Below are 22,431 nucleotides of genomic sequence, written 5' to 3' on the forward strand. Positions count from 1 at the left end.
TTCACGCGGCGGTGACTCGACTGCGCGGGACCCTGCCCTGTCTGGAATTCCTGGCGTAGGCGCGGGAATGCTGACTGGAGAGGGCGATGATGAGGAGGATGTCCAGCGAGAGGCCCAGAAGGTTGGTCCCGAAGTCGACTGCCGGGCCGCCGTTGAGGACGCTGGCGGCCTGGGCAATGATGGCGGCGGCGCTGAGAAGCATGGCCGCGACCCTGGCGAGGTTTCCGCCTCGCAAAACGCCCCAGGCCAGGAGGATCTCTCCGATGCCGAACACCGCTAGTGCGGTTGCACCGGCCGTCGACGGGCCGGCCTGTCCTGCTTCGATGGCGGGATTGACACCGGCCAGCAGCGAGGCCGCGAGGACTAGCGCGGCGACTCCGCGAAAAAAGACGAGAACCCCGCCGAACAAGGTAGGGGCTGGCCGCCTGGCGCGGCTGCGCTCCGGCCCGCGGGGAGGCCCTGCCGGCGCGGCCACGGACGCGAGGTCGACCACCGGCAGGTCCCCGTCGGTGGAAATCGTGTCACCGCCTCCATTACGTGCATGGTATCCGGTGGAAAAATCCCGGATGACCGTGACCTCGGCCCCGGGTGCGGCCTTCCTCAGGGCGGCCAGGACGTGGTCTCTTTCGTCGTCGGTGTTCTCCCCGATCTTGTGCGTGATCTGCAGAGTGAACAGCGACAACCCTACGGCACGGTCGTACGTGCCGGCGGCAAGCCAGTCGACCCGGACGCCGCCCGGCAGCACCCACCCGGGCGGGCATTGCCAGAAGCGGACGTGATGGCGTTTGCCCGGGCTCCCGTCGACCTCCTGCTGATAGGCAAAGTCCTGCTGGCGGCCAAAGATGAACAGCGGACTGACCGGCGCCTCCTCGTAGCTTCGCCGGGTCAGGGTAGACACGATGATCCGCCGGCTGCTCGCCAGATCGACGTCGTCGGCCTGGGTCCAGCCCGCCCGGCGCATGGCGGCGTGGACCTGATCCTCGCTGCCGAGCAAGGCGATGTTGACCGGGTCACCCAGCAGGCCGTCGCTGGTCCGGGCCCGGCCAATGAAGTAATCCGGGAGATAAATCCTGGTCAGGATCCGGTGAACACGTGGCAGCACCAAGTACGCCAGGGCGGCCCAGAACACTACCGCGAACCAGGCCATGCCCGGCCGCAGGCTCTCTTCCAGTAGCAAGGTGGCGAGCCAGACGGCGGCCAAACCACTGAACACAAACAGTGCCCGGTCCAGCACGGTATCGGCGTTGCCCGGCAGTAGGCCGCTGCCCTGCTCTTTCACGGGTGTGGATCTTTCACAGGTGTCCGCCGTCGGCCCCGGTGCCCCGCGGCGCCAAGGTGACAGAGGCGACGCGTTTCAGCCCGGGATGCAGCTGGTCTCCGCCGTTCACGACGCCGCTCTGCCACCACAGTTTCAGCCCCTCGGGAGCCACCTCCAGGCAGGCCAGGTTGTTGTCGAACCATGGCCCCTTCACGCCGGACCAGCGGAACGGAGGGTCCGGGACCTTGGCAGAGCGGGCCACCAGGGCGCCGACCGGCGTGGCCAGGCCGTACGACATAACGGCCGCGAAGGACCTCATCAGCCGCGGCAGCGGATTGCGGATGGGGGAGCAAACGGCCTGCACGATCCGGCTGCCGGAGGTCCGCTCCACCTCCGAAACATAGGAGTAGTGGACGTCCCCGGAGAGGAAGGCGATGGTTTCCGGGGCGGGGCCTCGCTGGCCGTCGGCGACCTCTGTCACCATGGCCGCGACCTCCCGGAAACTGTTCTGGAAGGCCCCCCAGTGTTCCAGGTCCACCGCCTGGCGCAGCGTTTCGCCGGCCCGGGCGGCACGGGTTCCCCATGCACCTTGGGAAATTGCCTCGTTCCAGGACTCGACGTAATGCAGGCCCATCGGCAGCAGGAAAGGCAACGACGTTGCCACCAGCAGGTGGCGGAATCCGCCGCGCATCCGGCCGTCGAGCCAAGCCATTTCCGCCTTGTCGACGAGGGCGCGGTGGTCTGGTGTCAGGTCCCGGGCCGCCCGGGAATCCACCACGATCAGCCGAGTGTCTCCGAAGTCCCGGCAGTAGCTCCACCGGTACGATCCCGGGTCCTGATCTGCCCGGTCCGCGAAACTGTCCAGGGCTGCGCTGACATCGATCTCGTCCGGGCCCTCGTGCGCGGCGATCTGCTGCCAGATGGCATCCTCGTCGCGCTCTTGCGGTGAAAGATTCCCCAGGTGCTGGTACACCCAGTACGAGGCGAGCCCCGCGACAATCCGTTCATGCCACCAGGAGGTGGCTTCCATCTCCTTCTTCCAGCTGAGCGAGGTGTTCCAGTCATCGCGGATGTCGTGGTCATCGAAGATCATGGCGCTGGGCAGGGTGGACAGCAGCCACCGGTTGGCGGGGTCGGACCAGGCCAGATAGTAGAGGTGGGCGTATTCCTCGTAGTCCTTGAGCTCCTCGCCGGGAGGCGCCTCGATGTCGCGCCGGGCACGGATGAATTCCTGCATCTGGTCGCTGGTCAGGTCGGCGTACACCTGGTCGCCGAGGAAGGCCACCAGATCCGGCCACGGCAGGTCGCCGCCGGAGGCCATTTCCAGTGCGTAGGCGCGCAGTGAGTCGACGCCGTGGGTCCGGTTTCCGGACTTATCGTGCGGGACGCTGGTCCGGCAGGAGCCGTAGGCCATCCGGAGCGGCTTGCCGGTTGCCAGCGTCGCGACCATGGACGGCGGAAACCCCTGCCCGGGTTCGGGCCAGGCCTGGGTTCCGTTGATGTCGAGGAGGTACGGCGTCACCGTTCCAGGCTCCAGCCCGTCCAGCTCCACCAGCGCGTAGTGGTGGCCGTGAACTGCGAAAGTGCCGGCCTCCCACTGCCTGCCGCCGGCACGGATGGAGACCCGGGCAGCAGACCGGGTCTCCACCCAGACACTCGCCGAGGTCTCATCCACGTACCGCATCATGGGGCCGAGCAGCAGGGGAGTGGTCGTCATGACTCAGTTGTACCTGCTCGGCCCCGGGTCCGGCCATGGCCTTGCGGAAATGATCCGCTGCAGCTTAGACCGGCTCAGCGACAGTGCCCGGGGTGAGGCTTGCCCCATAATGGATCGTTTCGGCCGGAACCACCACGGAGTCCGCCGGGATCGAAACCGCGGCGGCCGCCGTTCCCGTCGTCCTCGCAGGAACCCGCGGTCCCGCCCTGCCGGGGGTCGACGTCGTCGTCAACGACGACGAAGCCGGCGCCCGCGAGCCGCGACGGCGCACCTGCTTGCCCTGGGCCACCGGCGCGTCGCGCACCTGCAGGGACCGGATGAAATCGGCAGGCTCCGGCGTCCAGGCCGGCAAATTCATTCTGGAACGTCTCGGCAGTCCGGACGTGCCGCAGCGGCTGCATCTGGTCTCCAGCGAACTTCAGGTCCGCGGGTCCAGCGGTCAGCCCGGGGCCGCCAGGGCGTAGGTGGCGGTGGCGTAGGCCATGGCGCCGGACATTTCCTTGAATAGGTCCGCTTTGATGTTCCTTGTGGTGTCGCAGGCCTTGTGGTAGCACGAATCGAGGACCTTGCCGGCCTCCCCGCCGTAGGCCTGCACCTGGGCTTGGGTCTTTTTCTTCACCTCGCCGGTGAACAGCCCGCCACCGGGAATGCCTGCCCTGAGGAACGGGTCGTAATCGGAGTCGCCGTCGACAAAGGGCGTTGTTTCCGCCGGAAGCGAGTTCTCCTTGAAGTAGCGCTCGTAGACGGCCTCAATCCCGTCGGAGCCTTTGGGCCCGGCAGGTCCGGAATCGGACCCGTCGCCGTCGTGGAAGGACCGTACACCGTTCGGCGAGGCGGCCATATCCACGTTCAGGTAGGCCGCAGTCTGCTCCTTCCCGGCCTTGCTCAACTCGTTAACGTAATGCCGGGATCCGTCGAGGTCATTCTCCTCGGCGCCCCAGAACGCGAACACCACCCGGTTCACCGGAGTGATCCCTTTCTCCTTCATCCACTTTGCCGTCTCGAGGATGGCCGCGACGCCGCTGCCGTTGTCGTTGATTCCCGGCCCCTCTGGCACGGAGTCCAGATGCGCGCCCACCACCACGGTGTGATCGGCACTGCCGCCGGTCTCGGCCAGGATGTTGAAAGTCTCCACCTGCTTCTTGCGGTCACCGCGGTACGTGAACGTCTGCCGGACCGGGGAGTATCCGGCGGCGCGCAGCTGCTCCTCGACATACCGGCCGGATGCCTCATAGCCGGACGTGCCCGCCGCGCGGTTCCCGCCGTTGTCATCGGCGATCCGCTGCAGCGCCTCAAGGTGACCCATCATGCCCCGGCCCTTGAAATCTTCCAGTACCGACCGCGCGTCCACCCCGCCCACAGGCTCCAGCCGCGGAGCCTGGGCGCTGGGGCTCGTGGATCGAGGGGCCGCGGAGGTCCCCGGGCCGGTGGTCACTACGTCAGGCGGGGAGCCGGCCGCGTTCTCGGAAGTGCAGGCCGTCGCAGACAGCAGCAACACGGCCAGGATCGAAGGAAGTACATGCCTGCGCAGAGTCAACATGCTGGGAAACCCGTCGTTGGTCGGTTTCAGGCCGAAAGGTCAGGACGCTCGCGACTGATGCTGAGCAGGTCCGCGGCCGTCATTGAGTCCACGGATCGCACTATCAGTTGCATTCATTCTCGTGGATCCCGCTGTATCTTCAATAGCGGTTAGCTGTGAAAGTGCTGTGCGAATCGGGTGCCAAGGGAGACCAGACGAAAGGTTCGCCTGCGGCGGACGGACCCCCCCCGGGCCACCGCCAGTCCGGATAGACTGGCGTGCACTATGGATGACCCTCCTTCACATATGCCCTCGCCCCTCGACTTCCTGACCGGATTCCCGGCCAACGCAGGAGAGGGGCGCCCGAATGTATGAATGGATTCTGATCGGCGTCGGCCTCCTCCTTACGGTTGGCACCGGTTTGTTCGTTGCCTCCGAGTTTGCCCTCGTCAACCTGGACCGCAACGATCTTGAAACGCGCCAGGCGCGCGGGGAGAAACGGCTCGCCCCCACCATCAAGGCGCTCAAGATCACGTCGACGCACCTTTCCGGCGCGCAGCTCGGCATCACGTTGACCACGCTGCTCACCGGCTACACCTTCGAGCCGGCCATCAGCAAGATGCTCAGCGGGCCCTTGACGGCAGCAGGGCTCCCCGAAGCGTTCGTCCCCGGAGTGGGCGCCGTCGCGGGTATCTTCATCGCCACGGTCTTCTCCATGGTGATCGGCGAACTGGTTCCAAAGAACTTCGCCCTCGCGCTTCCGCTGGCCACCGCCAAAGTCGTCGTCCCGTTCCAGACGCTGTTCACGACGGTCTTCAAGCCTGTGATTGTCCTGTTCAACAACACTGCCAATTCCATCATCAGGTCATTCGGCATTGAACCCAAGGAAGAACTCTCCGGAGCGCGCAGCGCCGAGGAATTGAGTTCCCTGGTGCGCCGCTCGGCGGTGGAAGGCGTCCTCGACCTCGACCACGCCGCCCTGCTGCACCGGACCCTGCGGTTCTCCGACCACAGCGCAGCGGATGTAATGACGCCGCGGGTGCGGATGGCGACGATCGGAGCCGACGAGACCGCGGAACATATCGTCAGCCTGGCAACCGCCACCGGTTACTCGCGGTTCCCGGTGATCGGGCGGGACCGGGACGACGTGCTTGGTGTGCTGCACGTCAAGCAGGCCTTTGCGGTGGCCCTCAACGACCGGGCGGGCGTGCAGGCAGCCGATCTTATGATCGAGCCGCTGCGGGTGCCCGAGTCCATGGGGGTCGACACCCTCCTGGGGCTGCTCCGCAGGCAGGGCCTGCAGGTGGCAATTGTCTCGGACGAGCATGGCGGCACGGCCGGCATCGTCACGCTCGAGGATCTTGTCGAGGAAATCGTGGGGGAGTTGGAAGACGAGCACGACCGGGCCAGGACCGGCGTCGTGCGGACCGGCCGGTCCGTGACGTTCGATGCAGCCCTCCGGCCGGACGAACTCCTGGACCGGACAGGCATCGCCGTCCCGGACGGCGAGGAGTACGACACCATGGCCGGTTTCGTTACCGACCGGCTGGACCGGATCCCCGAACTCGGTGATGCAGTAGCCATCGACGGCGGAACGCTGCGGGTGGAACGTGTGGCGGGCACGCACGTCGAGCGTCTTCGCTTTACGCCGGACGAGTCCACGGAGCCGCCCCGGAGCGCGCATGACCGGATCATCGACAACCTCACGCAGGAGCTGACCCATGAGTGAATATCTGCCAGGAATCCTCTGGCTCGTTGTCCTGCTGGCAGTGAATGCGTTCTTCGTCGGCGCCGAATTCGCCGTCATCTCGGCCCGGCGTTCGCAAATCGAACCCAAAGCCGAGGCCGGCAGCAAGGCCGCCAAGACCACCCTCTGGGCGATGGAACACGCCACCCTCATGCTGGCCACCAGCCAACTGGGCATCACGGTCTGTTCCCTGGTCATCCTCAACGTCTCGGAACCGGCGATCCACCACCTGCTGGAAATCCCCCTGGGACTGACCTCGCTGTCCGCCGAGACGATCAGTATCGTTGCATTTATCGTGGCCTTGCTCCTCGTGACGTTCCTGCACGTGGTCTTTGGCGAAATGGTGCCGAAGAACATCTCCTTCTCCGTCCCGACCCGGGCGGCGCTCATCCTGGCCCCGCCGCTGGTGGTGGTGGCCCGTGTCTTCAACCCCGTCATCTGGACGCTGAACGGCATTGCCAACTCGATCCTTCGCCTCTTCAAGGTCGAGCCGAAGGACGAGGCCACGAGCGCCTACACCCTCGACGAGGTCGCAAACATTGTGGAGCAATCCACCCGCGACGGGATGCTGACGGACACCAGCGGCACCCTGACCGCGGCTTTCGAATTCACCGCCAAGACGGTGGCCGATGTGGCGGTGCCGATTCGCTCCATGGTCCTGCTGCCGTCAGCTGCCACCCCGGCCGACATCCAGCGGGCAGTCGCCGAACATGGCTACTCCCGGTACATCCTCACCAACGACGACGGCGCCCCCACGGGCTACCTGCACCTGAAAGACGTTATGGACCTAACGACGCCGGCGGCGTTCAACGAGGCGGTTCCCGCCAAGCGGATCCGCAAGCTCGCCTCCGCATTCAGCGGCAGCGAACTCGAAGACGCCCTGGCCGTGATGCGCCGCACCGGGGCGCATGTTGCCCGGGTCTTCGATGCCCACGGCGTGACCACAGGTGTGCTGTTCCTCGAGGACATCATCGAGGAACTCGTGGGTGAGGTCCAGGATGCCACCAGTGCCTAGATACCTAAGACCATCTGAACACCGGACAGCGCTGGGCCCACGGGCCAGTCCCTTTACGGAAGTTGAGCAGACATGACAGTTTCACCCCTCATCTGGGCAGCCACCATCGTCGTCATCCTGGCCCTGCTGGCCTTCGACTACTTCTTCCACATCCGCAAAGCACATGTGCCCACGCTGAAGGAGGCTGCCGCGTGGTCCAGCCTCTACGTGGGCCTGGCCGTGGTCTTCGGCATCCTGGTGTGGATCTTCGGTGGCACCGCGATGGGGTCGGAATATTTCGCGGGCTACATCACGGAGAAAGCTCTCTCCGTCGACAACCTGTTTGTCTTCCTGATTATCATTGCGAGCTTCCGCGTGCCCCGCGAGGACCAGCAGAAGGTGCTGCTCTTCGGCATCGTCTTCTCGCTGATCGCCCGCACCGGGTTCATCTTCCTCGGAGCCGCGCTGATCAATTCCTTCGCGTGGGTGTTCTACATCTTCGGCCTGATCCTGCTGATCACCGCGGGCAACCTGCTCCGGCCGAATGCCCACGGCGACGAACATGCCGACAACTTCATCATCAGGATTGCCAGGAAGCTCTTCCACACCACGGATCGCTACGACGGGGACAAGCTCTTCACCATCCAGGACGGCAAGCGGGCGCTCACGCCGATGCTGCTGGTGATGGTGGCGATCGGCGGGACCGACATTCTCTTCGCCCTCGACTCCATCCCGGCCATTTTCGGGCTGACCCAGAACGTGTATATCGTCTTCACCGCCACGGCGTTCTCCCTGATGGGCCTGCGTCAGCTCTACTTCCTGATCGACGGGCTCCTGGACCGCMTCATCTACCTTGCGTACGGCCTGGCGGCCATCCTTGCCTTCATCGGCGTCAAGCTGGTGCTCCACGCCCTGCACGAGAACAACCTGCCATTCATTAACGACGGCGAGCCGGTTCCCGTCGTCGAGATCAGCACCGGGCTGTCCCTCACCGTCATCATCGGAGTGCTTGTGATCACCGTCGTGGCCTCGCTGTTGAGCAAGGCCGGCAAGGCACAGACGTCGATCAACAATGCGCGGCGGCACGCCGTCAACTACCTCGACCTCGAATACACCGCTGACGCGACTGAACGCGAGCGCATCTACCGGATGCTGACCGCGGAGGAAGCCCAGATCATGACCATGGACCTGAAGTACCGGGACAAGGCCAAGGACATCGACAAGATCCGGGAGCTGGTCGCGGAAGCGCACCGCCAGCACGAGGAGTATCTGGCCCGCTAGGCACCGGGCACGGCGCCGGAGGATGCGGGCCCGCAGGATGCAGGATCGGCAGGCGCGGACCAGCCCGTCGCCGATCCGGAGGACGCGGGCACGGCCGGCGCGGGCCGGCCGTGCCGCATTCCTTCCGCTGTCTGCCGGCGCCCGAGATGGCGGCTTGCACCAGGGAGAGGACCTCGCCGGTCGACCCGCCCGCAGGGATGTGGGTGAACCCGGAAAATTCTGGCAGGGATCGATAGGCGTCGCGCAGCGACACCAGGTCCTCAAGCCGTTCCGCGTCGGTGGCCCGTGCGAGGATTCTTGCGTGTGCCTCGCGGGGTTCAATGTCCAGGTAGATGACCAGGTCCGGCGCAGGGAGCGTCCGGATGAGCCAGGGAATGAAGCGTCCCCGCGGAAGTCCGTGCATCCCGCGGAGCGCAAGCTGGCAGTGGAGATGCCGGTCCATGACCACCAGGGTGTGGAATTTCCGGGCCCGGCGGTGGGAATTCAGGACATTGAAGGTGCGCACTGCACTTTCAATGACATCCGCGGCCCGTGGTGGCAGTTGCACGCCGAGCCTGGCGCCGAGCAGGGACATCCTGCGGCGGCCGGCGTAGTTGCGGAAGAGCCGGGCTTCGGTCCCCGCCTGGCGGGCGGCCGCGACGGTCGCCTCGGCCGCCGTCGTCTTTCCCGAGCCGTCAATTCCCGTGAGTACGATCAGCAAAAAAGCAGGCTCCTTCAGGTGTTGCGTGGTGGGGGCTACCTGACCCAACGAATGAACACGCCGGTTGATCCCCTCAGAGGTTGTGGGCCAGCAGCTCGAGACCGATGACCAAAAGGCTCAACACTACTTCGGCGCACACAATCACGGCTTTGTGGTGGAACGGCAGCTCGAGCCGGCGGATCGCCAGGTAGCCGATGACGAAGAGCGTGACAACGAGGACCACGATGGCCCATTGAAGGGCCACGGCCGTGGACCAAAGGCCGAGGCCGGCCGCAGTGAGGAGCAGGAGCGGAGTCACCAGGACGGTGAGTGACCCCGTGCAGACGGCGACCATGTGCTGCATCTCCGGGCCGCTGGGAAGCTGCGCATGGACCGTCAGGTGGCTCAGCAGGTCGGCGACGAAGATGCCCAGCAGGGAACCGACGACGACGATCGTCAGCGTGGCGGCTGCCGCGGCGGGTGTCGTCTCGTCTGCGTGGCTCCGCAGCGCCAGCACCACGGCCAGGCTGGTGAAGCTGATGTAGACGCGCTCCTTGAGGCTTGCCGCGCGCTGGCTGGCGGTCGGCTCCGGGCGCCCGGTCGGTTCGGTCGTATCCATCGAAGGCCTCCTTGTGCTGGGCGGGGCCGTCAGGCGCCGGGAGCCCGGTACCCGACGTCCCCGGCCATACGCAGGGCTTCGAGCGTTTCGTCGACGGTCAACAGCACCGTTGTCTCCATTGAGCTCAGGGCACCGCCACCGCAGATTGCCAGCGCCACCGCGGCCATGGAGACGTTGTTGGGGGCCTCCCAGAGGTTGTAGCCGTCGTGGCTGCCGAAGGCGTACCAGAAGCCGTGGAGTTTTCCTCCCACTGATTCGATGTAGGCCTGGGCGGCCTTCCCGCGGTCCTCCGGGTTGCTGATCATCCTGGCCCAGGTCTCAGGGGTGTAGCTGAACTTCGACAGGTAGAGCGGCATCGTCTTTCCCTTCTTTCGCGTCCGGGAGTGCGGATTACCCAAGGATGGCAGTCAGCCGCCGGGCCAGCAATGCCCGGCGGGCCCACCCGGGAGCCGGGCGGGAACAGCGCCGGTCACTGAGCGGCGCCGGCCAAGTAGTCCTTAAGGGCGTCGAGGATCGGCAGTTGGCCCTTGACCAGCTTGGTGCGGGCCTCGGGCTCTCCGGCCCACTTGGCGCCGTCCACCTCTGGGTAGTTCCGGACCACGCCGGATCCCTTCGGCCACTCCAAGGCAAAGGTGTTGCTCACGATCTGCTCGGGAGCATAGAAGCCGGCCTCTGCAGTGAAGACCGTGATGACCTTTCCCGAGGGTTGCCGGAAGGCGCCCAGCTGGAGGTACTCGACGGACGGTGCGGGGGTTCCCATTTCTTCGGCGAACTCGCGCCGCGCCGCGGCCAGGGGGTCCTCGTCGTCGAGGTATTCGCCTTTGGGAATCGACCAGGCGCGGGCATCCTTGCGCGCCCAGAATGGCCCGCCCATATGGGCTATCCACACCTCCACGTCCGCTCCGGCGCCCCGGCGGTAGAGCAGGATACCTGCGCTCCTGACCGTCATTGCGTGCCACCGCCTCCGGGCGGCCCGGGGGCATGGTCCCCTCCGTCGCCGGCTCCGGCACCGGCGGCCGGGAGGAACTGTCGGTTCCTGATCCGAGACTCCCCGAACTGGAGAGCCAGCGGCTCAATCTCCCACGGTCCGCGCTCCCGTGTCTTGGGCCGGCCCACGGCAATATGCGGTGTCCAGCGCGGATACCGAAATCCGAGGGCCCGCGAGCCGAGGATGAAGTCGTCCACATTGTCCACCAGCAGCTCGTCCAACAGCTCGTGCAGCGCCGTCACCAGGGAGACCTGGTAGTCACGCACATGTTGCGGCACATCCACTTCCAGGCCGCTTACGCGCCCGCCGCCGAGCAGGACCAGCCTCCCGGAGCTCGCGGTGAAACCTCCCAGCGCCGGCAGTCCCTCCAGCCAGGCAACCGTCGCGCTGGCCGCCTCCGCGGCAGTCGTGATGCCCTTGGTCCAGTCCGCGACGTCCTGGGCGAAGTCTGCCAGGACGCCGACGTGCAGCAGGGTTAAGTGGAGGCCCTGTTGCCTGCGCAGCCCGTCGACGCGGCCACCCAGTTCCTGGTAGTCGGAGGAGCCGGAGCCGATGGCGAGCACCGGCACCTCCACCGTCATCCGCGGAGCAGACTGCATCCGGTCTCCCTCCCGTCCCTGCCGGCCGTTGGTTCCAGTGCCACTATCCGACGGTGCCATTATCCACCTGGGCCATTATCCACCCGGGCAACCATCCACCGGGCGGCGGAATCCGGACGCCCTGCGGTGTGCCCGCCGGTTCGACGCGGAAAGGCGCATGACACAATCAACGCAACGCCCGCATCGGACTCCCGCTGCCGCATCCTTCGGCCGGCGGACCAGTCCCGTCACCACAAAAGGAGCCTCGTGAGCAGCCCGATCCAGCACCAGAACGGACCTGATAGGGACGCGGCGGCAGGGAGCCTTACCGCCCCGGCATACCCGCAGCTGAGGCTCGATATCGATGCCCTCGACAACAACATCCGGGTGATGGCGTCCTGGTGCCGGCAGCGGGGCGTGGACCTTGCCCCGCACGTCAAGACAACGATGTCCGCACCGATCATCGCGCGCCAGGTGGCGTCCGGCGCCGTCGGCGTCACCGTGGCCACCGTGGACCAGGCCGGTTTGGCACTGGACTGGGGACACCGGCACGTCCTCATCGCCAATGAAGTGGTCGATCGGCACGGCCTGATGCGCCTCCGCTCATGGCTGGAACAAGATTCCGGACGGGAAATCCGCTGCTTCGTCGATTCGGCTCCCGGCATTGACGCGGCGGCCCGGGTGTTCGCTGGAGCTGCCGTCAGCCTTGAGGTACTGGTCGACGTCGGAACACCGGGCGGCCGCACCGGAGCCCGGAGCCTGGGCGACGCCCTTCGCCTGGCCGAGCTGGTCCACGGGACGCCCGGCCTCCGGCTCGCCGGCGTTGCCGGGTACGAGGGAGTGGTGCCCAACACCAGGGCGGAGTCCACGATTGAAGCCGTCGACCGGCACTGCCGGCTGGTGCGGGACGTGTTCGTGGCAGCCGCACGATACTTTGAGATTCCCGCCCCGATCTACTCCATGGGCGGGTCCGCGTTCCCGGACCGCATGGTGGAACACCTTCCCGATGACCGCCTGGTCCCCGGGACCCGGAGGATCCTCCGGTCCGGCTGCTACGTCACCCACGATCACGGCACCTACGCGGCCGTCAGTCCGGTACCGGGCCTCGTTCCCGCACTGTCGGTCCGGACCGTTGTCCTCTCCGTCCCGGAGGAGGGAATGGCCGTGGTCGGTGCCGGTAAGCGGGACCTGCCCTACGACGCCGGACTGCCGCTCTTCCTGTCAGCCCGCACCGCGGACGGCGCCCCCAAGGCCGGGGCGGCCGCCGTCGTGCGCAATCTTTACGACCATCACGCAGTCCTCACCGGGGCGAGCGGGCTGGACGTCACGGATATGGTCGACTTCGGGATCTCCCACCCCTGCTCGGCCTTCGACCGCTGGCCCGAATACGTCGTCACCGACGGCAGCGGGCGACCCATTGATGTGTGGAACACGGACTTCCACCGTTCGTCCCTGGCCTCGGGGAGCGCTACCGGTCAAAGGCCCTGAACAGGCCAATTGCTCTAAACAGAACGAGCCTGACGGCCTGGACCGCGGACTCCCGCCGGCAAGGCCCGTTCCAGATGATGAAGTTGGCGAACCGGTGCGCCCCGGGGCGGCCGGCGACCCGGGCGGCCGCATCCCGAACCGACTCCAGGTCCCCGGCCGTCAGGGGGAGCGGCGCTTCCCCGGGGTGCCAGGTCGAGCCGAGCGGAAAATCCCTGAACGGCCGGGCCGGCATTTCGATGTGGGCGCCGAGCACCACACTGACCGGGTGCGAAGCGCTGAAATCGCAGAGCCTGCGCAGCGAATCCTGGAACGCCGGAAAGTCCTGCACGTAGAGCCGGCCAGGGTAGACCGTGTCGCCGGTGAGCAGCATTCCTGTGGCCTCGTCGTAGACGGCGACGGCGGAAGGATGGTGCCCCGGCGTCGCGATCACCTCGAGCACCCGTCCGCCAAGGTCCATTCGGGCCGTGCCGTGGGGCCAGTTGTCGATTCCGAAGAACGCCGCTACCTCGCCGGCTGAGTGTCCCACGACCCGCGTGTGGGGCCTGCCGGTGAACTGTCCGTCCGCGGCGACATGGTCCCCGTGGGCGTGTGAGTGGGCTACGACGAGTTCGTAACTGTCCTTGGGGTGGCCGCGCAGCCAGTCCTCAATGAGCGTGTCGACTGTGGCCCGGAGCGGAAATTCGGTGGCTTCCGGCGTCGCGCCTGAATCAAGGAGGAAGGCGCGATCCTCGCCGAACAGCAGGTAGAGGAAAGGTGCCTCGAAATTGCTCGCGAAGCTCTGCCGGAGCAGCACCGTGTGGGGCGCGGCCATGTGCACCTGGATCGGCGGCGCCGCACTGCTTCCGCGGGACCGCGTCCCCGCGTACCAGCGCACGTCGAGATCGAGGCCGGTCACGGCGCCGGTTTTCCGTTCACGGCGCCCGCGGTGCCTTGGCCGTCGACGATTTCGCCCGCATGATCGGCGATCCAGGTCACCAGGGGGAGCAGGACGCCAACAAGCCCGCGGCCGCGGTCGGTGAGGCTGTAGTCGACCCTGGGCGGAATGACCGCCTGGGCATCGCGGCGGAGAAAGCCGTCCCCCTCCAGCGTCCTGAGCGTTTGGGCGAGCATCTTCTCGCTGATGCCCTCAGCTCGGCGCCGCAGTTCGCTCCAGCGCTGAGGGCCGTTCCACAGCGCGACCAGGATCAGCACGCCCCATTTGCTGGAGACATGATCGAGGACCGTCCGGCTGGGACAACCGGCGGGAAAGATCCCGTCCGCGCCATCGATGGCGGACGTGCCCGGCCCTGTACTTACTTCCATACCAGTACCTTACTTTAAGGTGCGTACTCTCTTCCGGGAAGCTTTGCCGATCCGGTGCCGTTGCTATGGGTGTCAGCCATTCCCCCTGGTGAAAAGGACCATCATGACCATTGTTATCACCGGCGCCACCGGACAGCTCGGACGCCTTGTTGTTGAAGCCCTCCTCGATCAGAACGTTCCTGCGGGGCACATCGTTGCCGCGGGCCGGGACATAGCCAAAGTCGCGGACCTCGCCGACCGGGGCGTCCAGGTCAAGAAGGTCGACTACAGCGACCCGGATTCGCTGCGCCAGGCATTTGCCGGCGCCGAAAAGGTGCTCCTGATCTCCGGCAGCGAGGTCGGCCGGCGGCTGGAGCAGCACCGGAACGCCATCGCGGCCGCCAAGGATGCCGGCGTTGGGCTGATCGCCTACACCAGCATCGCCAATGCCGGCAGCACCGGCCTGCAGCTGGCGGCTGAGCATGAGGCCACCGAGTTGGCCCTGGAAGAGTCCGGCGTGCCGTTCACACTTCTCCGCAACGGCTGGTACCTGGAGAACTACACCGATCAGCTGGGCAGCTACGTCCAGCACGGAGCCGTGCTCGGGAGCGCCGGTGAGGGACGCGTCAGTGCCGCCACCCGCGCCGACTACGCCCGCGCCGCCGCGTCGGTTCTGCTCCTCGAAGGCCAGGCCGGAACGGTGTACGAGTTGGGCGGCGACGTTCCCTTCACCCTGCGCGAGCTGGCTGAGGAAGTCAGCTCCGCCGCCGGGCAGCCGGTGACGTACCAGGATCTTCCCGAGGAGCAGTACGCGGAGGTGCTCGTGGGGGTGGGGCTGCCGGAGGCGTACGCGGCCATCCTCGCGGACAGCGACCGTGGCATCGCCCGCGGCGAGCTGCTGGTGACCAGCGGTGACCTGAGCCGGCTCATCGGCCGGCCCACAACGTCCCTGCGGGAGGCCGTGCTGGCCGCTACGCGACGGTGACGGCTTCCTGAGCCATTCGCCCGGCCCCGCGCTGGGCCCCCGGGCCCCTTTCGGTCCGGCGTTCCTTCACGAAACAGACGAGTCCGGCGGCAAGGGTGGACGCCGCCGCGAGGGCGAAGAGCCCGGGCACCACGCTTCCTGTCTGTTCCTTGATGATGCCGAAACCTAAGGGGGCCACGAACCCGCCCAGGTTTCCCAGCGAGTTGATGATGGCGATGGCCGGCGCGAGGACCAGAGGATGCAGGCCCGACTGGGGGATGGTCCAAAACAGGGGAGTCGCACTCTTGAAGCCCATCGCTGCGACGGACAGGAAGACCAACGCGAGGGCCGGGGTGGCGATGGCGGCAGCGAGCGTTCCGGCCGCGGCGACCAGCAGGGCAACGGCCAGCAGGGGCCGCCTGGATTTCGCTTTGTCCTGCCACCTTGCGGCAAAGTACATGGCGACTATGGCGCAGACCCATGGAACGGCGGACAGGAATCCCACACTGAGGTCAGTGGTTCCCGGGATCCGCCTGATGATGCTGGGGAGCCAGAAGGTGTTGGCGTAGACGGAGAGCTGGATGGCGAAGTAGATGCCGCACAGCAGCAGGATTTGCGGATTCAGGAGCATCTTCCAGCGGTTCAGCCGTCCTGGCTCCACGCCGGCGTGCCGGGCGTCCTCTTCCGCGATGGCAGCGCCCAGGGCTGACTTTTCACCGTCACTGAGCCACTTGGCGTCCTGGACCTTAGCGTCGAGCAGGAAGAACACAACGGCCCCGACCACCACGGAGAGCAAACCCTCAAACCCGAACAGCCACTGCCAGCCACGCAGGCCCAGGACGTTGTGCAGACTGAGCAGCAGCCCGGCGATCGGCCCCGAGATGGCCGCGGCGACGGAGGACCCGGCGATGAAGATTGCCGTAGCCTTGCCGCGCTGGCCGGCCGGGACCCAGCGGGCGAAGTAGAAGATGACGGCGGGGAAGAAGCCCGCCTCGGCGGCGCCCAGAAGGAAGCGGAGTGCGTAGAACATCGCCTCGTCCTGCACGAATGCCATCAGGAACGCGACGATGCCCCAGCTGACCATGATCCGGGACAACCAGATCTTTGCACCGTACTTTTCCATCATGACGTTGCTGGGCAGCTCGAAGATGGCATAGGCGATGAAGAATAGTCCGGCACCGAGGCCGTAGGCCGCGGCACCGATGCCCACGTCGGCTTCCAGCTGTGCCTGGGCGTAGCCGATGTTGGACCGGTTGAGCTGGTTGCAGACGAGCATGACCAGCAGAATGGGCAGCACGCGTTTAAAGAACTTCTTCGTGGCGGTCGCCACGTCCGTGACGGCGGTGTCGACAGACTGCATGCGGAGGGGTCCTTAGTTTTCGTCCCGGCGGCCGGACGCGGGCGCGCGGAGCCGGCGTCGGGAGTTTGCCAGGTGGTTCCGCATGGCGGCCGACGACGACGGTCCGTCGCCTTCCGCGATGGCGGCGTAGATGGACCCGTGTTCCAGCACCACCTGCTCGAAATGCTCCCGCACATAGTGCTCCCCGCCGGTCATGAGGCGGGTCCGGGGCATCGCGATCATCGTCTGTCCCAGCGAGGCCAGGCAGTCGGAATAGAACGGGTTGCCGGTGGCCGCGGCGATGGCCCGGTGGAATTCGTAGTCCGATTTCATGGCGTGCGCCGGGTGGGCGCCGCTGGCGGTGAAYTCTTCCAGCGCCGTCCGGACCGCCTGCAGTTGGCGTTCCGAGTGGTTCCGGGCCGCCAGGGCAGCGGCCTCGGATTCGACGCCGATGCGGAACTCAAGCAGCTTTTCGCGGTCTTCCATACTGGCCACAGGCCGGCTCCCGGGGGCCGGCTGCGCGTCCGACGGGGGAGGAGTCAGCGCGAAGCTGCCCCGCCCCCGTTCAGTTTCGACGAGTCCTTCCGCCTGCAGACGGGTGAGCGCGGAACGGACCACTGTCCGGCTGACTCCGAATTCGCCGATCAGGGTGTTTTCGCTGGGGAGTTTGTCGCCCGGCTGGATGACGCCGTCAACAATACGCATGCGAAGATCGGCGGCGAGGTCCGCGGTCAGGTTCCGGCTCATGGGTCTAGGTTACTTGCCGAATGCCACCGACTCCGTCGTCCAGGCCCGCGCCTGGTCGCTGAGCGTAATGCCCAGGCCGGGGCGGTCCGGGACCAGCATGCGGCCTTTCTTGGTTTCGAGGCGTTCGTTGAAGAGCGGGTCCAGCCAGTCGAAGTGCTCCACCCATGGTTCGCGCGGGTAGGCCGCGGCGAGGTGGAGGTGGATTTCCATGGCAAAGTGCGGCGCCAGGCCGAGGCCGCGCTCGTCCGCGAGGGCTGCGAGCCGGAGGAACTGCGTGATGCCGCCGACGCGCGGCGCGTCGGGCTGGATGATGTCGCAGCCGTTGGCAGTGATGAGGCCCTTGTGTTCGGCGACGGACGCCAGCATTTCTCCCGTGGCGATGGGGGTGTCGAGGATCTGGGCGAGGTGCGCGTGGCCTTCAAAGTCGTAGGCGTCGAGGGGCTCTTCGATCCAGACGAGGTTGAATTCCTCCAGCTGGCGGCCCATCCGCAAGGCGGTGGCGCGGTCCCACTGCTGGTTGGCGTCCACCATAAGCGGGACGTCCCAGCCGATGTGTTCACGGATGCCGGCAACCCGGCGGAGGTCCTCGGCCGTGTCCGGCAGGCCCACCTTGATCTTGATGCCGCCGATTCCCTCGTCCAGGAGGACGCTGGCGCGTGCCTTGACCTCGTCGAGGGAGGCGTTCAGGAAACCGCCGGAGGTGTTGTAGGTCTGCACGGAGTCCCGGTAGGAGCCGAGGAATTTGGCCAGCGGCAGTCCGGCGCGCTTGGACTTGAGGTCGTAGAGGGCGATGTCGATGGCGGCGAGTGCCTGGGTGGCGACGCCGGAGCGGCCCACGGAGGCGCCCGCCCAGAGCAGTTTGGTGTAAAGCTTGCCGATGTCGTTCGGGTCCTCGCCGATGATGCCTTCGGCGACTTCCCGCGCATGGGCGTACTGGGCCGGGCCGCCGGCGCGCTTGGAGTAGCTGAAGCCGATGCCGCTGTGGCCCTGCTCGGTGGTGATTTCGGCGAAGAGGAAGACCACCTCGGTCATGGGCTTCTGGCGCCCGGTGAACACCTTCGCGTCGCTGATGGGAACGGCGAGCGGCAGCCTCGCGGTGGACAGCTTTACGTGGCGGATCAGATCAACGCTGGTCATGGATTCTCCCTGGAAAGTGATTGCCGGGCTGCGACGCCCGACAGATACTTATAGTACAAGTTGTAAGCTTGTATAACAAGTGGCTCTTGACGGACAGTCAGTCCAGCAGCCACGCGACAACCAGCAGCGCGCCGACACTGAGGACGGTGGTGCAGAGGATCACGTCGCGGGCCATCGTGACGCCGCGGCCGTAGGGGGAGGCGAAGAGGAAGACATTCTGGGCGGTCGGCAGGGCCGCCATGATGACGCTGGCGAGCAGGTGCTGGCCCTCCAGCCCGAACACGAAGCGGCCCAGCGCCCAGACGATGAGCGGCATTCCGGCAATTTTCAGGGCGGTGGCGACCAGCGTCTCAGTCCGGTCGTCCCCCTTTTGCAGCGGCGCCCTGCCGGCCAGTGAGAGGCCAAAGGCGAGCAGGACCATGGGAACAGCCCCGCCGGCCAGCATGTCGATGGGTTTCTGCAGGAGCTCCGGAGGGCTCCACCCGGTCAGGGCCACGGCGGCGCCCAGTCCGGAGGCGATGATCATCGGATTCGCGATGGGCTGGATCAGCAGCTTTTTCCATGAGATCCTGGCGCCTCCGGCCAGTCCCAGGACGGTGAGGTAGAACGGGGCCATGACCAGGATCTGCACCAGCAGCACCGGGGCCACGTGCTGGGCCGTCCCCACGGCGTAGAGCGACACGGGGATGCCGATGTTGTTGGCGTTTGCGTAGCTGCTGGCCATGGCGCCGACGGCGGTTTCGGCGACGGGCCGCCGGAAGAACAGGAAGCTGAGCAGGCAATAGAGAAGCCCCACGGCCGCCGCGGAAAGCAGCGCCAGCGGGGCGTCCGTACCGAGCGCGGCGCGGATGTCGCTGCCGGCCACGACGGTGAACAGCAGCGCCGGGTTGGTGACGTAGAAGGCTGTGCGGGTGAGGGCACCCTGGACCTCGGGTCCCAGGACCCGCAGCCGGGCGGCGAAATAGCCGACGGCGATGACGGCGGAGACGATCAGGATTCCGGAGACAACGCCGCCCAAAATAGGCCCTTCAAAGGTAGCTGCGGGCCGGGACCCGGCCAGGGTGGGATTCCGCACGGCCCTCTCCCCATGATTGAGGGAGGGCGGGCCGTGCGGAAGGATGGGGAAAGGATGCTGCCTACCGGACGCTGCCTAGCGGACGAGGCAGGGCCGCTTCGGGTCGAAGGCCCAGCCGTCGACGTAGTACTGCATGCCGATGCTGTCGTCGCGGGCATCGAGCCCGTGTTCGAGGTACAGCTGGTGTGCCTTGGCGAGGGCGTCGCGGTCCAGCTCGATGCCAAGGCCCGGGGCAACCGGCACGTCGATGGCGCCGTCCCGGATCTGCAGCGGTTGCTTGGTCAGTCCCTGGCCGTCCTGCCAGATCCAGTGCGTGTCGAGCGCCGTGATCTCACCCGGAGCGGCCGCTCCGGTGTGGGTGAACATGGCGAGGGAAATATCGAAGTGGTTGTTCGAGTGCGAGCCCCAGGTCAGGCCGAATTCGTGGCACATCTGCGCCACGCGGACGGAGCCGTGCATGGTCCAGAAATGCGGGTCCGCCAGCGGAATGTCGACGGCGTTGCTCCGGATCGCATGGGACATTTCCCGCCAGTCCGTCGCAATCATGTTGGTCGCCGTCCTGAGCCCGGTGGCCCGGCGGAACTCCGCCATCACCTCGCGGCCGGAGAACCGGCCCTCGGCGCCGCAGGGGTCCTCGGCGTACGCCACAACACCCTGCATCCGCTTGCCCAGCCGGATGGCCTCCTCCAGGAGCCAGCCGCCGTTGGGGTCGAGGGTGATCCGGGCCTCCGGGAAGCGCTTGGCCAAAGCCGTGACGACATCAACTTCGGCGTCGCCGGAGAGCACGCCGCCCTTGAGCTTGAAGTCGCTGAAGCCATAGCGCTCCTGCGCGGCTTCGGCCAGGGCCACAACGGCGTCGGGGGTCATGGCCTCCTGGCGGCGCAGCGCTTCCCACCGGTCCGACGGCGCTGCCTCCACGAGGTACGGAAGGTCCGTCCGCTCGTGGTCGCCAACGAAGAAGAGGTATCCGAGCATCGGCACCGAACTCCGCTGCTGCCCGTCGCCCAGGAGTTCCGCGACGGGGACGCCGAGGAACTGGCCGTGCAGGTCCAGGAGTGCCGATTCGACGGCGGTGACGGCGTGGACGGTGGTGCGCAGGTCGAAGGTCTGGAGGCCCCGGCCGCCGGCGTCGCGGTCCGCGAACTCTGCCGAAATCCCGCGCAGCAGGGAGCGGTACCGCGCCACCGGCTGCCCGTTGATCAGCTTGCCGGCTTCCTCGATGGTGCTGCGGATCTTTTCCCCGCCGGGTACTTCACCGAGTCCTGTGCGGCCGTCCGAGTCCGTCACGATCACGATGTTGCGGGTAAAGAACGGGCCGTGCGCGCCGCTGAGGTTCATCAGCATGCTGTCGTGCCCGGCGACCGGGACCACTTCAACATGGGCAATGGTGGGCTGCGTGGTCACGCGTTGACCTCTGCTTTCGCTGTTGCCGCGGCATCTTCAACGACGCCGTCGATCCTGCGGTTCAGCCGCCACGGATTGCCGTCCCGAAGGGCCGCAGGGAGCAGTTCCTGCGGCAGGTTCTGGTACGCGACGGGCCGCAGGAAGCGGTTGATGGCCAGGGTGCCGACGGAGGTGGTGCGGGTGTCCGACGTGGCGGGGAAGGGGCCGCCGTGGACCATGGCATGCCCGACCTCCACGCCTGTGGGCCAGCCGTTGACGATGATGCGGCCGACTTTCTGTTCCAGTGCCGGAAGAAGCCGCGCCGCCGTTGGATAGTCCGCTTCGGTCAGCTGCAGGGACGCGGTGAGCTGGCCCTCCATGCTGCGGGCCGCGTCGATCAGCTCCTCGGCGGTGGAATACCGGATGACGAGGCTCGCTGCACCAAAGATTTCCGCATGCAGCACGTGGTTGCTGATGAAGTGGGCGATTCCGGTGCCGAAAATCGTCGGTGCCGGCGCGTTTTCGGTGGCACCGGCGGAACCCCGTCCGACGACGGTCACGTTGTCGGCAGAGCCGAGTGCGTCGGCGCCGTCGTTCCAGGATCCGGCGATGCCTGCGGTCAGCATGGTCTGGCCGGCACAGGCGGATACTGCCCGCCCGACGGCGGCAGCCAGTTTGTCTCCGGCCTCGCCAGCGGGGGCGAAGAGGAGTCCGGGGGAGGTGCACAACTGGCCGGAGCTGCCGGTGACGGCGGCAACATACTGCTGTGCCAGTGCGCTGATGTCTTCGGCGTTGCCGGCGAGGGCGCCGGGGAAGACGAACACCGGGTTGAGCGAGGACATTTCCGCATACACCGGAATCGGTTCCGGCCGTGCGGCCGCGGTGCGCATCAGGGCGATGCCGGCGGACTGCGAGCCCGTGAATCCCACTGCTTTGATCGCAGGATCCGCCACGAGGGCCTGGCCAATGCTGCTGCCGGGGCCGTAGACCAGCGAGAACACGCCGGGGTGGAGGCCGAAGTCCGTCACTGCCTTGGCGATTGCCTGCCCGACGAGTTCCCCTGTGCCCGGGTGGGCGTTGTGGGCCTTGAAGACCACGGGACAGCCTGCGGCAAGCGCGGAGGCGGTGTCTCCGCCCGCCGTCGAGAAGGCGAGCGGGAAGTTGCTGGCGCCGAAGACAGCGACGGGTCCCAGCGGGATCTGGCGCTGGCGGATGTCGGCGCGGGGCAGGGGAGCGCGGTCCGGCAGCGCCGGGTCGATCCGGACGCCGCGGAAATCTCCGTGCCGCACGACGTTCGCGAAAAGCCGCAACTGGCCGGTGGTGCGCGCACGCTCGCCCTGCAGCCGGGCCGCGGGCAGGCCGGTCTCCTGGCCGGCCCGAATGATCAGCTCGTCGCCGATTGCCTCGATGTTGCTGGCGATGGCATCCAGGAACCCGGCGTGCGTCTCGGGATCGAGCGTGCTGAAGGATTCAAAGGCGGCCGCGGCGGCCAAGGTCGCCGTCGCGAGTTGTTCCTCCGTAAGCAGCGTGTACTCCGGTTCGAGGCGCTGGTTGCTCGCGGGGTTGACGCCGAAAGTGGTTTTGCCGTCGCCGGGGACGGGACGGCCGGCGATCAGGGAGTGTCCGGTAAGGGTCAC

General features: G+C 66.8%; 22 protein-coding genes. 5 read left to right on the plus strand and 17 right to left on the minus strand.

The features are described from left to right. Position 1: 1 nt before the first annotated feature. The 4 genes from AB4Y67_RS00680 to AB4Y67_RS00695 form a co-directional block, all read right to left on the minus strand. Positions 2 to 1,279 carry an LssY C-terminal domain-containing protein gene (locus AB4Y67_RS00680; RefSeq protein ID WP_441403894.1) on the minus strand — a complete coding sequence of 426 codons (1,278 nt, stop codon included), beginning with the start codon at positions 1,277 to 1,279 and terminating at the stop codon, positions 2 to 4. A 13-nt stretch (positions 1,280 to 1,292) separates the two neighbouring features. Next, positions 1,293 to 2,975 carry an alkaline phosphatase D family protein gene (locus AB4Y67_RS00685; RefSeq protein ID WP_441403895.1) on the minus strand — a complete coding sequence of 561 codons (1,683 nt, stop codon included), beginning with the start codon at positions 2,973 to 2,975 and terminating at the stop codon, positions 1,293 to 1,295. 64 nt (positions 2,976 to 3,039) lie between these two features. Continuing rightward, a complete protein-coding gene (locus tag AB4Y67_RS00690; RefSeq protein WP_441403896.1) occupies positions 3,040 to 3,333 on the minus strand; it encodes a hypothetical protein in 294 nt (97 codons plus the stop codon). Between the two features lie 81 nt (positions 3,334 to 3,414). Further along, positions 3,415 to 4,410 carry a M20/M25/M40 family metallo-hydrolase gene (locus tag AB4Y67_RS00695; RefSeq protein ID WP_441403897.1) on the minus strand — a complete coding sequence of 332 codons (996 nt, stop codon included), beginning with the start codon at positions 4,408 to 4,410 and terminating at the stop codon, positions 3,415 to 3,417. A gap of 451 nt (positions 4,411 to 4,861) precedes the next feature. Between AB4Y67_RS00695 and AB4Y67_RS00700 the strand changes: the two genes are divergently transcribed. From AB4Y67_RS00700 to AB4Y67_RS00710, 3 genes are all read left to right on the plus strand, one after another. Next, entirely contained in the window at positions 4,862 to 6,223 is a 1,362-nt protein-coding gene (locus AB4Y67_RS00700) for a hemolysin family protein (RefSeq protein ID WP_441403898.1), read from the plus strand. Next, positions 6,216 to 7,256: a hemolysin family protein gene (locus tag AB4Y67_RS00705; protein WP_441403899.1), complete on the plus strand. Its 1,041-nt coding sequence runs from the start codon at positions 6,216 to 6,218 to the stop codon at positions 7,254 to 7,256. The genes AB4Y67_RS00700 and AB4Y67_RS00705 overlap by 8 nt, the downstream gene beginning before the upstream one ends. Positions 7,257 to 7,328: 72 nt before the next feature. Next, positions 7,329 to 8,516, plus strand: a complete 1,188-nt coding sequence (locus tag AB4Y67_RS00710) for a TerC family protein (protein ID WP_441403900.1) — start codon at positions 7,329 to 7,331, stop codon at positions 8,514 to 8,516. On the opposite strand, the gene AB4Y67_RS00715 is transcribed toward AB4Y67_RS00710, so the two are convergent. The 5 genes from AB4Y67_RS00715 to AB4Y67_RS00735 all read right to left on the minus strand — a co-directional run bounded on the left by AB4Y67_RS00715 (position 8,410) and on the right by AB4Y67_RS00735 (position 11,401). Continuing rightward, positions 8,410 to 9,264, minus strand: coding sequence for a dTMP kinase (locus tag AB4Y67_RS00715; protein WP_441403901.1), 855 nt, complete (start codon positions 9,262 to 9,264; stop codon positions 8,410 to 8,412). The two genes, AB4Y67_RS00710 and AB4Y67_RS00715, sit on opposite strands and share 107 nt — an antisense overlap. A gap of 25 nt (positions 9,265 to 9,289) precedes the next feature. After that, positions 9,290 to 9,814, minus strand: a complete 525-nt coding sequence (locus tag AB4Y67_RS00720; RefSeq protein WP_441403902.1) for a hypothetical protein — start codon at positions 9,812 to 9,814, stop codon at positions 9,290 to 9,292. Between the two features lie 29 nt (positions 9,815 to 9,843). Then, entirely contained in the window at positions 9,844 to 10,170 is a 327-nt protein-coding gene (locus AB4Y67_RS00725; protein ID WP_441403903.1) for a GYD domain-containing protein, read from the minus strand. A gap of 113 nt (positions 10,171 to 10,283) precedes the next feature. Further along, entirely contained in the window at positions 10,284 to 10,763 is a 480-nt protein-coding gene (locus tag AB4Y67_RS00730) for an NUDIX domain-containing protein (protein WP_441403904.1), read from the minus strand. Next, positions 10,760 to 11,401, minus strand: coding sequence for a hypothetical protein (locus tag AB4Y67_RS00735; RefSeq protein WP_441403905.1), 642 nt, complete (start codon positions 11,399 to 11,401; stop codon positions 10,760 to 10,762). Before AB4Y67_RS00735 ends, AB4Y67_RS00730 begins: the two co-directional genes overlap by 4 nt. 246 nt (positions 11,402 to 11,647) lie before the next feature. On the opposite strand from AB4Y67_RS00735, the gene AB4Y67_RS00740 reads away from it, so the two are divergent. Then, positions 11,648 to 12,868 (plus strand): alanine racemase, encoded by a 1,221-nt coding sequence (locus tag AB4Y67_RS00740; protein ID WP_441403906.1) that lies wholly within the window; start codon positions 11,648 to 11,650, stop codon positions 12,866 to 12,868. Here the strand turns inward: AB4Y67_RS00740 and AB4Y67_RS00745 are convergent. Next, the gene (locus tag AB4Y67_RS00745) at positions 12,849 to 13,763 is read right to left on the minus strand and encodes an MBL fold metallo-hydrolase (protein WP_441403907.1); all 915 of its coding nucleotides are present in this window, start codon (positions 13,761 to 13,763) and stop codon (positions 12,849 to 12,851) included. The genes AB4Y67_RS00740 and AB4Y67_RS00745 overlap by 20 nt on opposite strands. Then, complete coding sequence (locus AB4Y67_RS00750; RefSeq protein ID WP_441403908.1) at positions 13,760 to 14,170, minus strand: winged helix-turn-helix transcriptional regulator; 411 nt, start codon at positions 14,168 to 14,170, stop codon at positions 13,760 to 13,762. Before AB4Y67_RS00750 ends, AB4Y67_RS00745 begins: the two co-directional genes overlap by 4 nt. Positions 14,171 to 14,273: 103 nt before the next feature. Between AB4Y67_RS00750 and AB4Y67_RS00755 the strand changes: the two genes are divergently transcribed. Next, positions 14,274 to 15,134 carry an SDR family oxidoreductase gene (locus tag AB4Y67_RS00755; protein WP_441403909.1) on the plus strand — a complete coding sequence of 287 codons (861 nt, stop codon included), beginning with the start codon at positions 14,274 to 14,276 and terminating at the stop codon, positions 15,132 to 15,134. Here AB4Y67_RS00755 and AB4Y67_RS00760 read toward each other — a convergent pair. The 6 genes from AB4Y67_RS00760 to AB4Y67_RS00785 all read right to left on the minus strand — a co-directional run bounded on the left by AB4Y67_RS00760 (position 15,121) and on the right by AB4Y67_RS00785 (position 22,431). Further along, positions 15,121 to 16,473, minus strand: a complete 1,353-nt coding sequence (locus AB4Y67_RS00760; protein ID WP_441403910.1) for an MFS transporter — start codon at positions 16,471 to 16,473, stop codon at positions 15,121 to 15,123. The genes AB4Y67_RS00755 and AB4Y67_RS00760 overlap by 14 nt on opposite strands. Positions 16,474 to 16,485: 12 nt before the next feature. Beyond that, positions 16,486 to 17,199, minus strand: coding sequence for a FadR/GntR family transcriptional regulator (locus tag AB4Y67_RS00765; RefSeq protein ID WP_441403911.1), 714 nt, complete (start codon positions 17,197 to 17,199; stop codon positions 16,486 to 16,488). A 9-nt stretch (positions 17,200 to 17,208) separates the two neighbouring features. Further along, the gene (locus AB4Y67_RS00770) at positions 17,209 to 18,336 is read right to left on the minus strand and encodes an L-talarate/galactarate dehydratase (protein WP_441403912.1); all 1,128 of its coding nucleotides are present in this window, start codon (positions 18,334 to 18,336) and stop codon (positions 17,209 to 17,211) included. Positions 18,337 to 18,433: 97 nt separating this feature from the next. Then, positions 18,434 to 19,354, minus strand: a complete 921-nt coding sequence (locus AB4Y67_RS00775; protein ID WP_441404311.1) for an AEC family transporter — start codon at positions 19,352 to 19,354, stop codon at positions 18,434 to 18,436. A 132-nt stretch (positions 19,355 to 19,486) separates the two neighbouring features. After that, positions 19,487 to 20,815: an enolase C-terminal domain-like protein gene (locus AB4Y67_RS00780; protein WP_441403913.1), complete on the minus strand. Its 1,329-nt coding sequence runs from the start codon at positions 20,813 to 20,815 to the stop codon at positions 19,487 to 19,489. Further along, complete coding sequence (locus tag AB4Y67_RS00785; protein ID WP_441403914.1) at positions 20,812 to 22,431, minus strand: aldehyde dehydrogenase (NADP(+)); 1,620 nt, start codon at positions 22,429 to 22,431, stop codon at positions 20,812 to 20,814. The genes AB4Y67_RS00780 and AB4Y67_RS00785 overlap by 4 nt, the downstream gene beginning before the upstream one ends.

Source organism: Arthrobacter sp. YAF17, from assembly GCF_052113365.1.
In the GTDB taxonomy this organism is placed as follows: domain Bacteria; phylum Actinomycetota; class Actinomycetes; order Actinomycetales; family Micrococcaceae; genus Arthrobacter.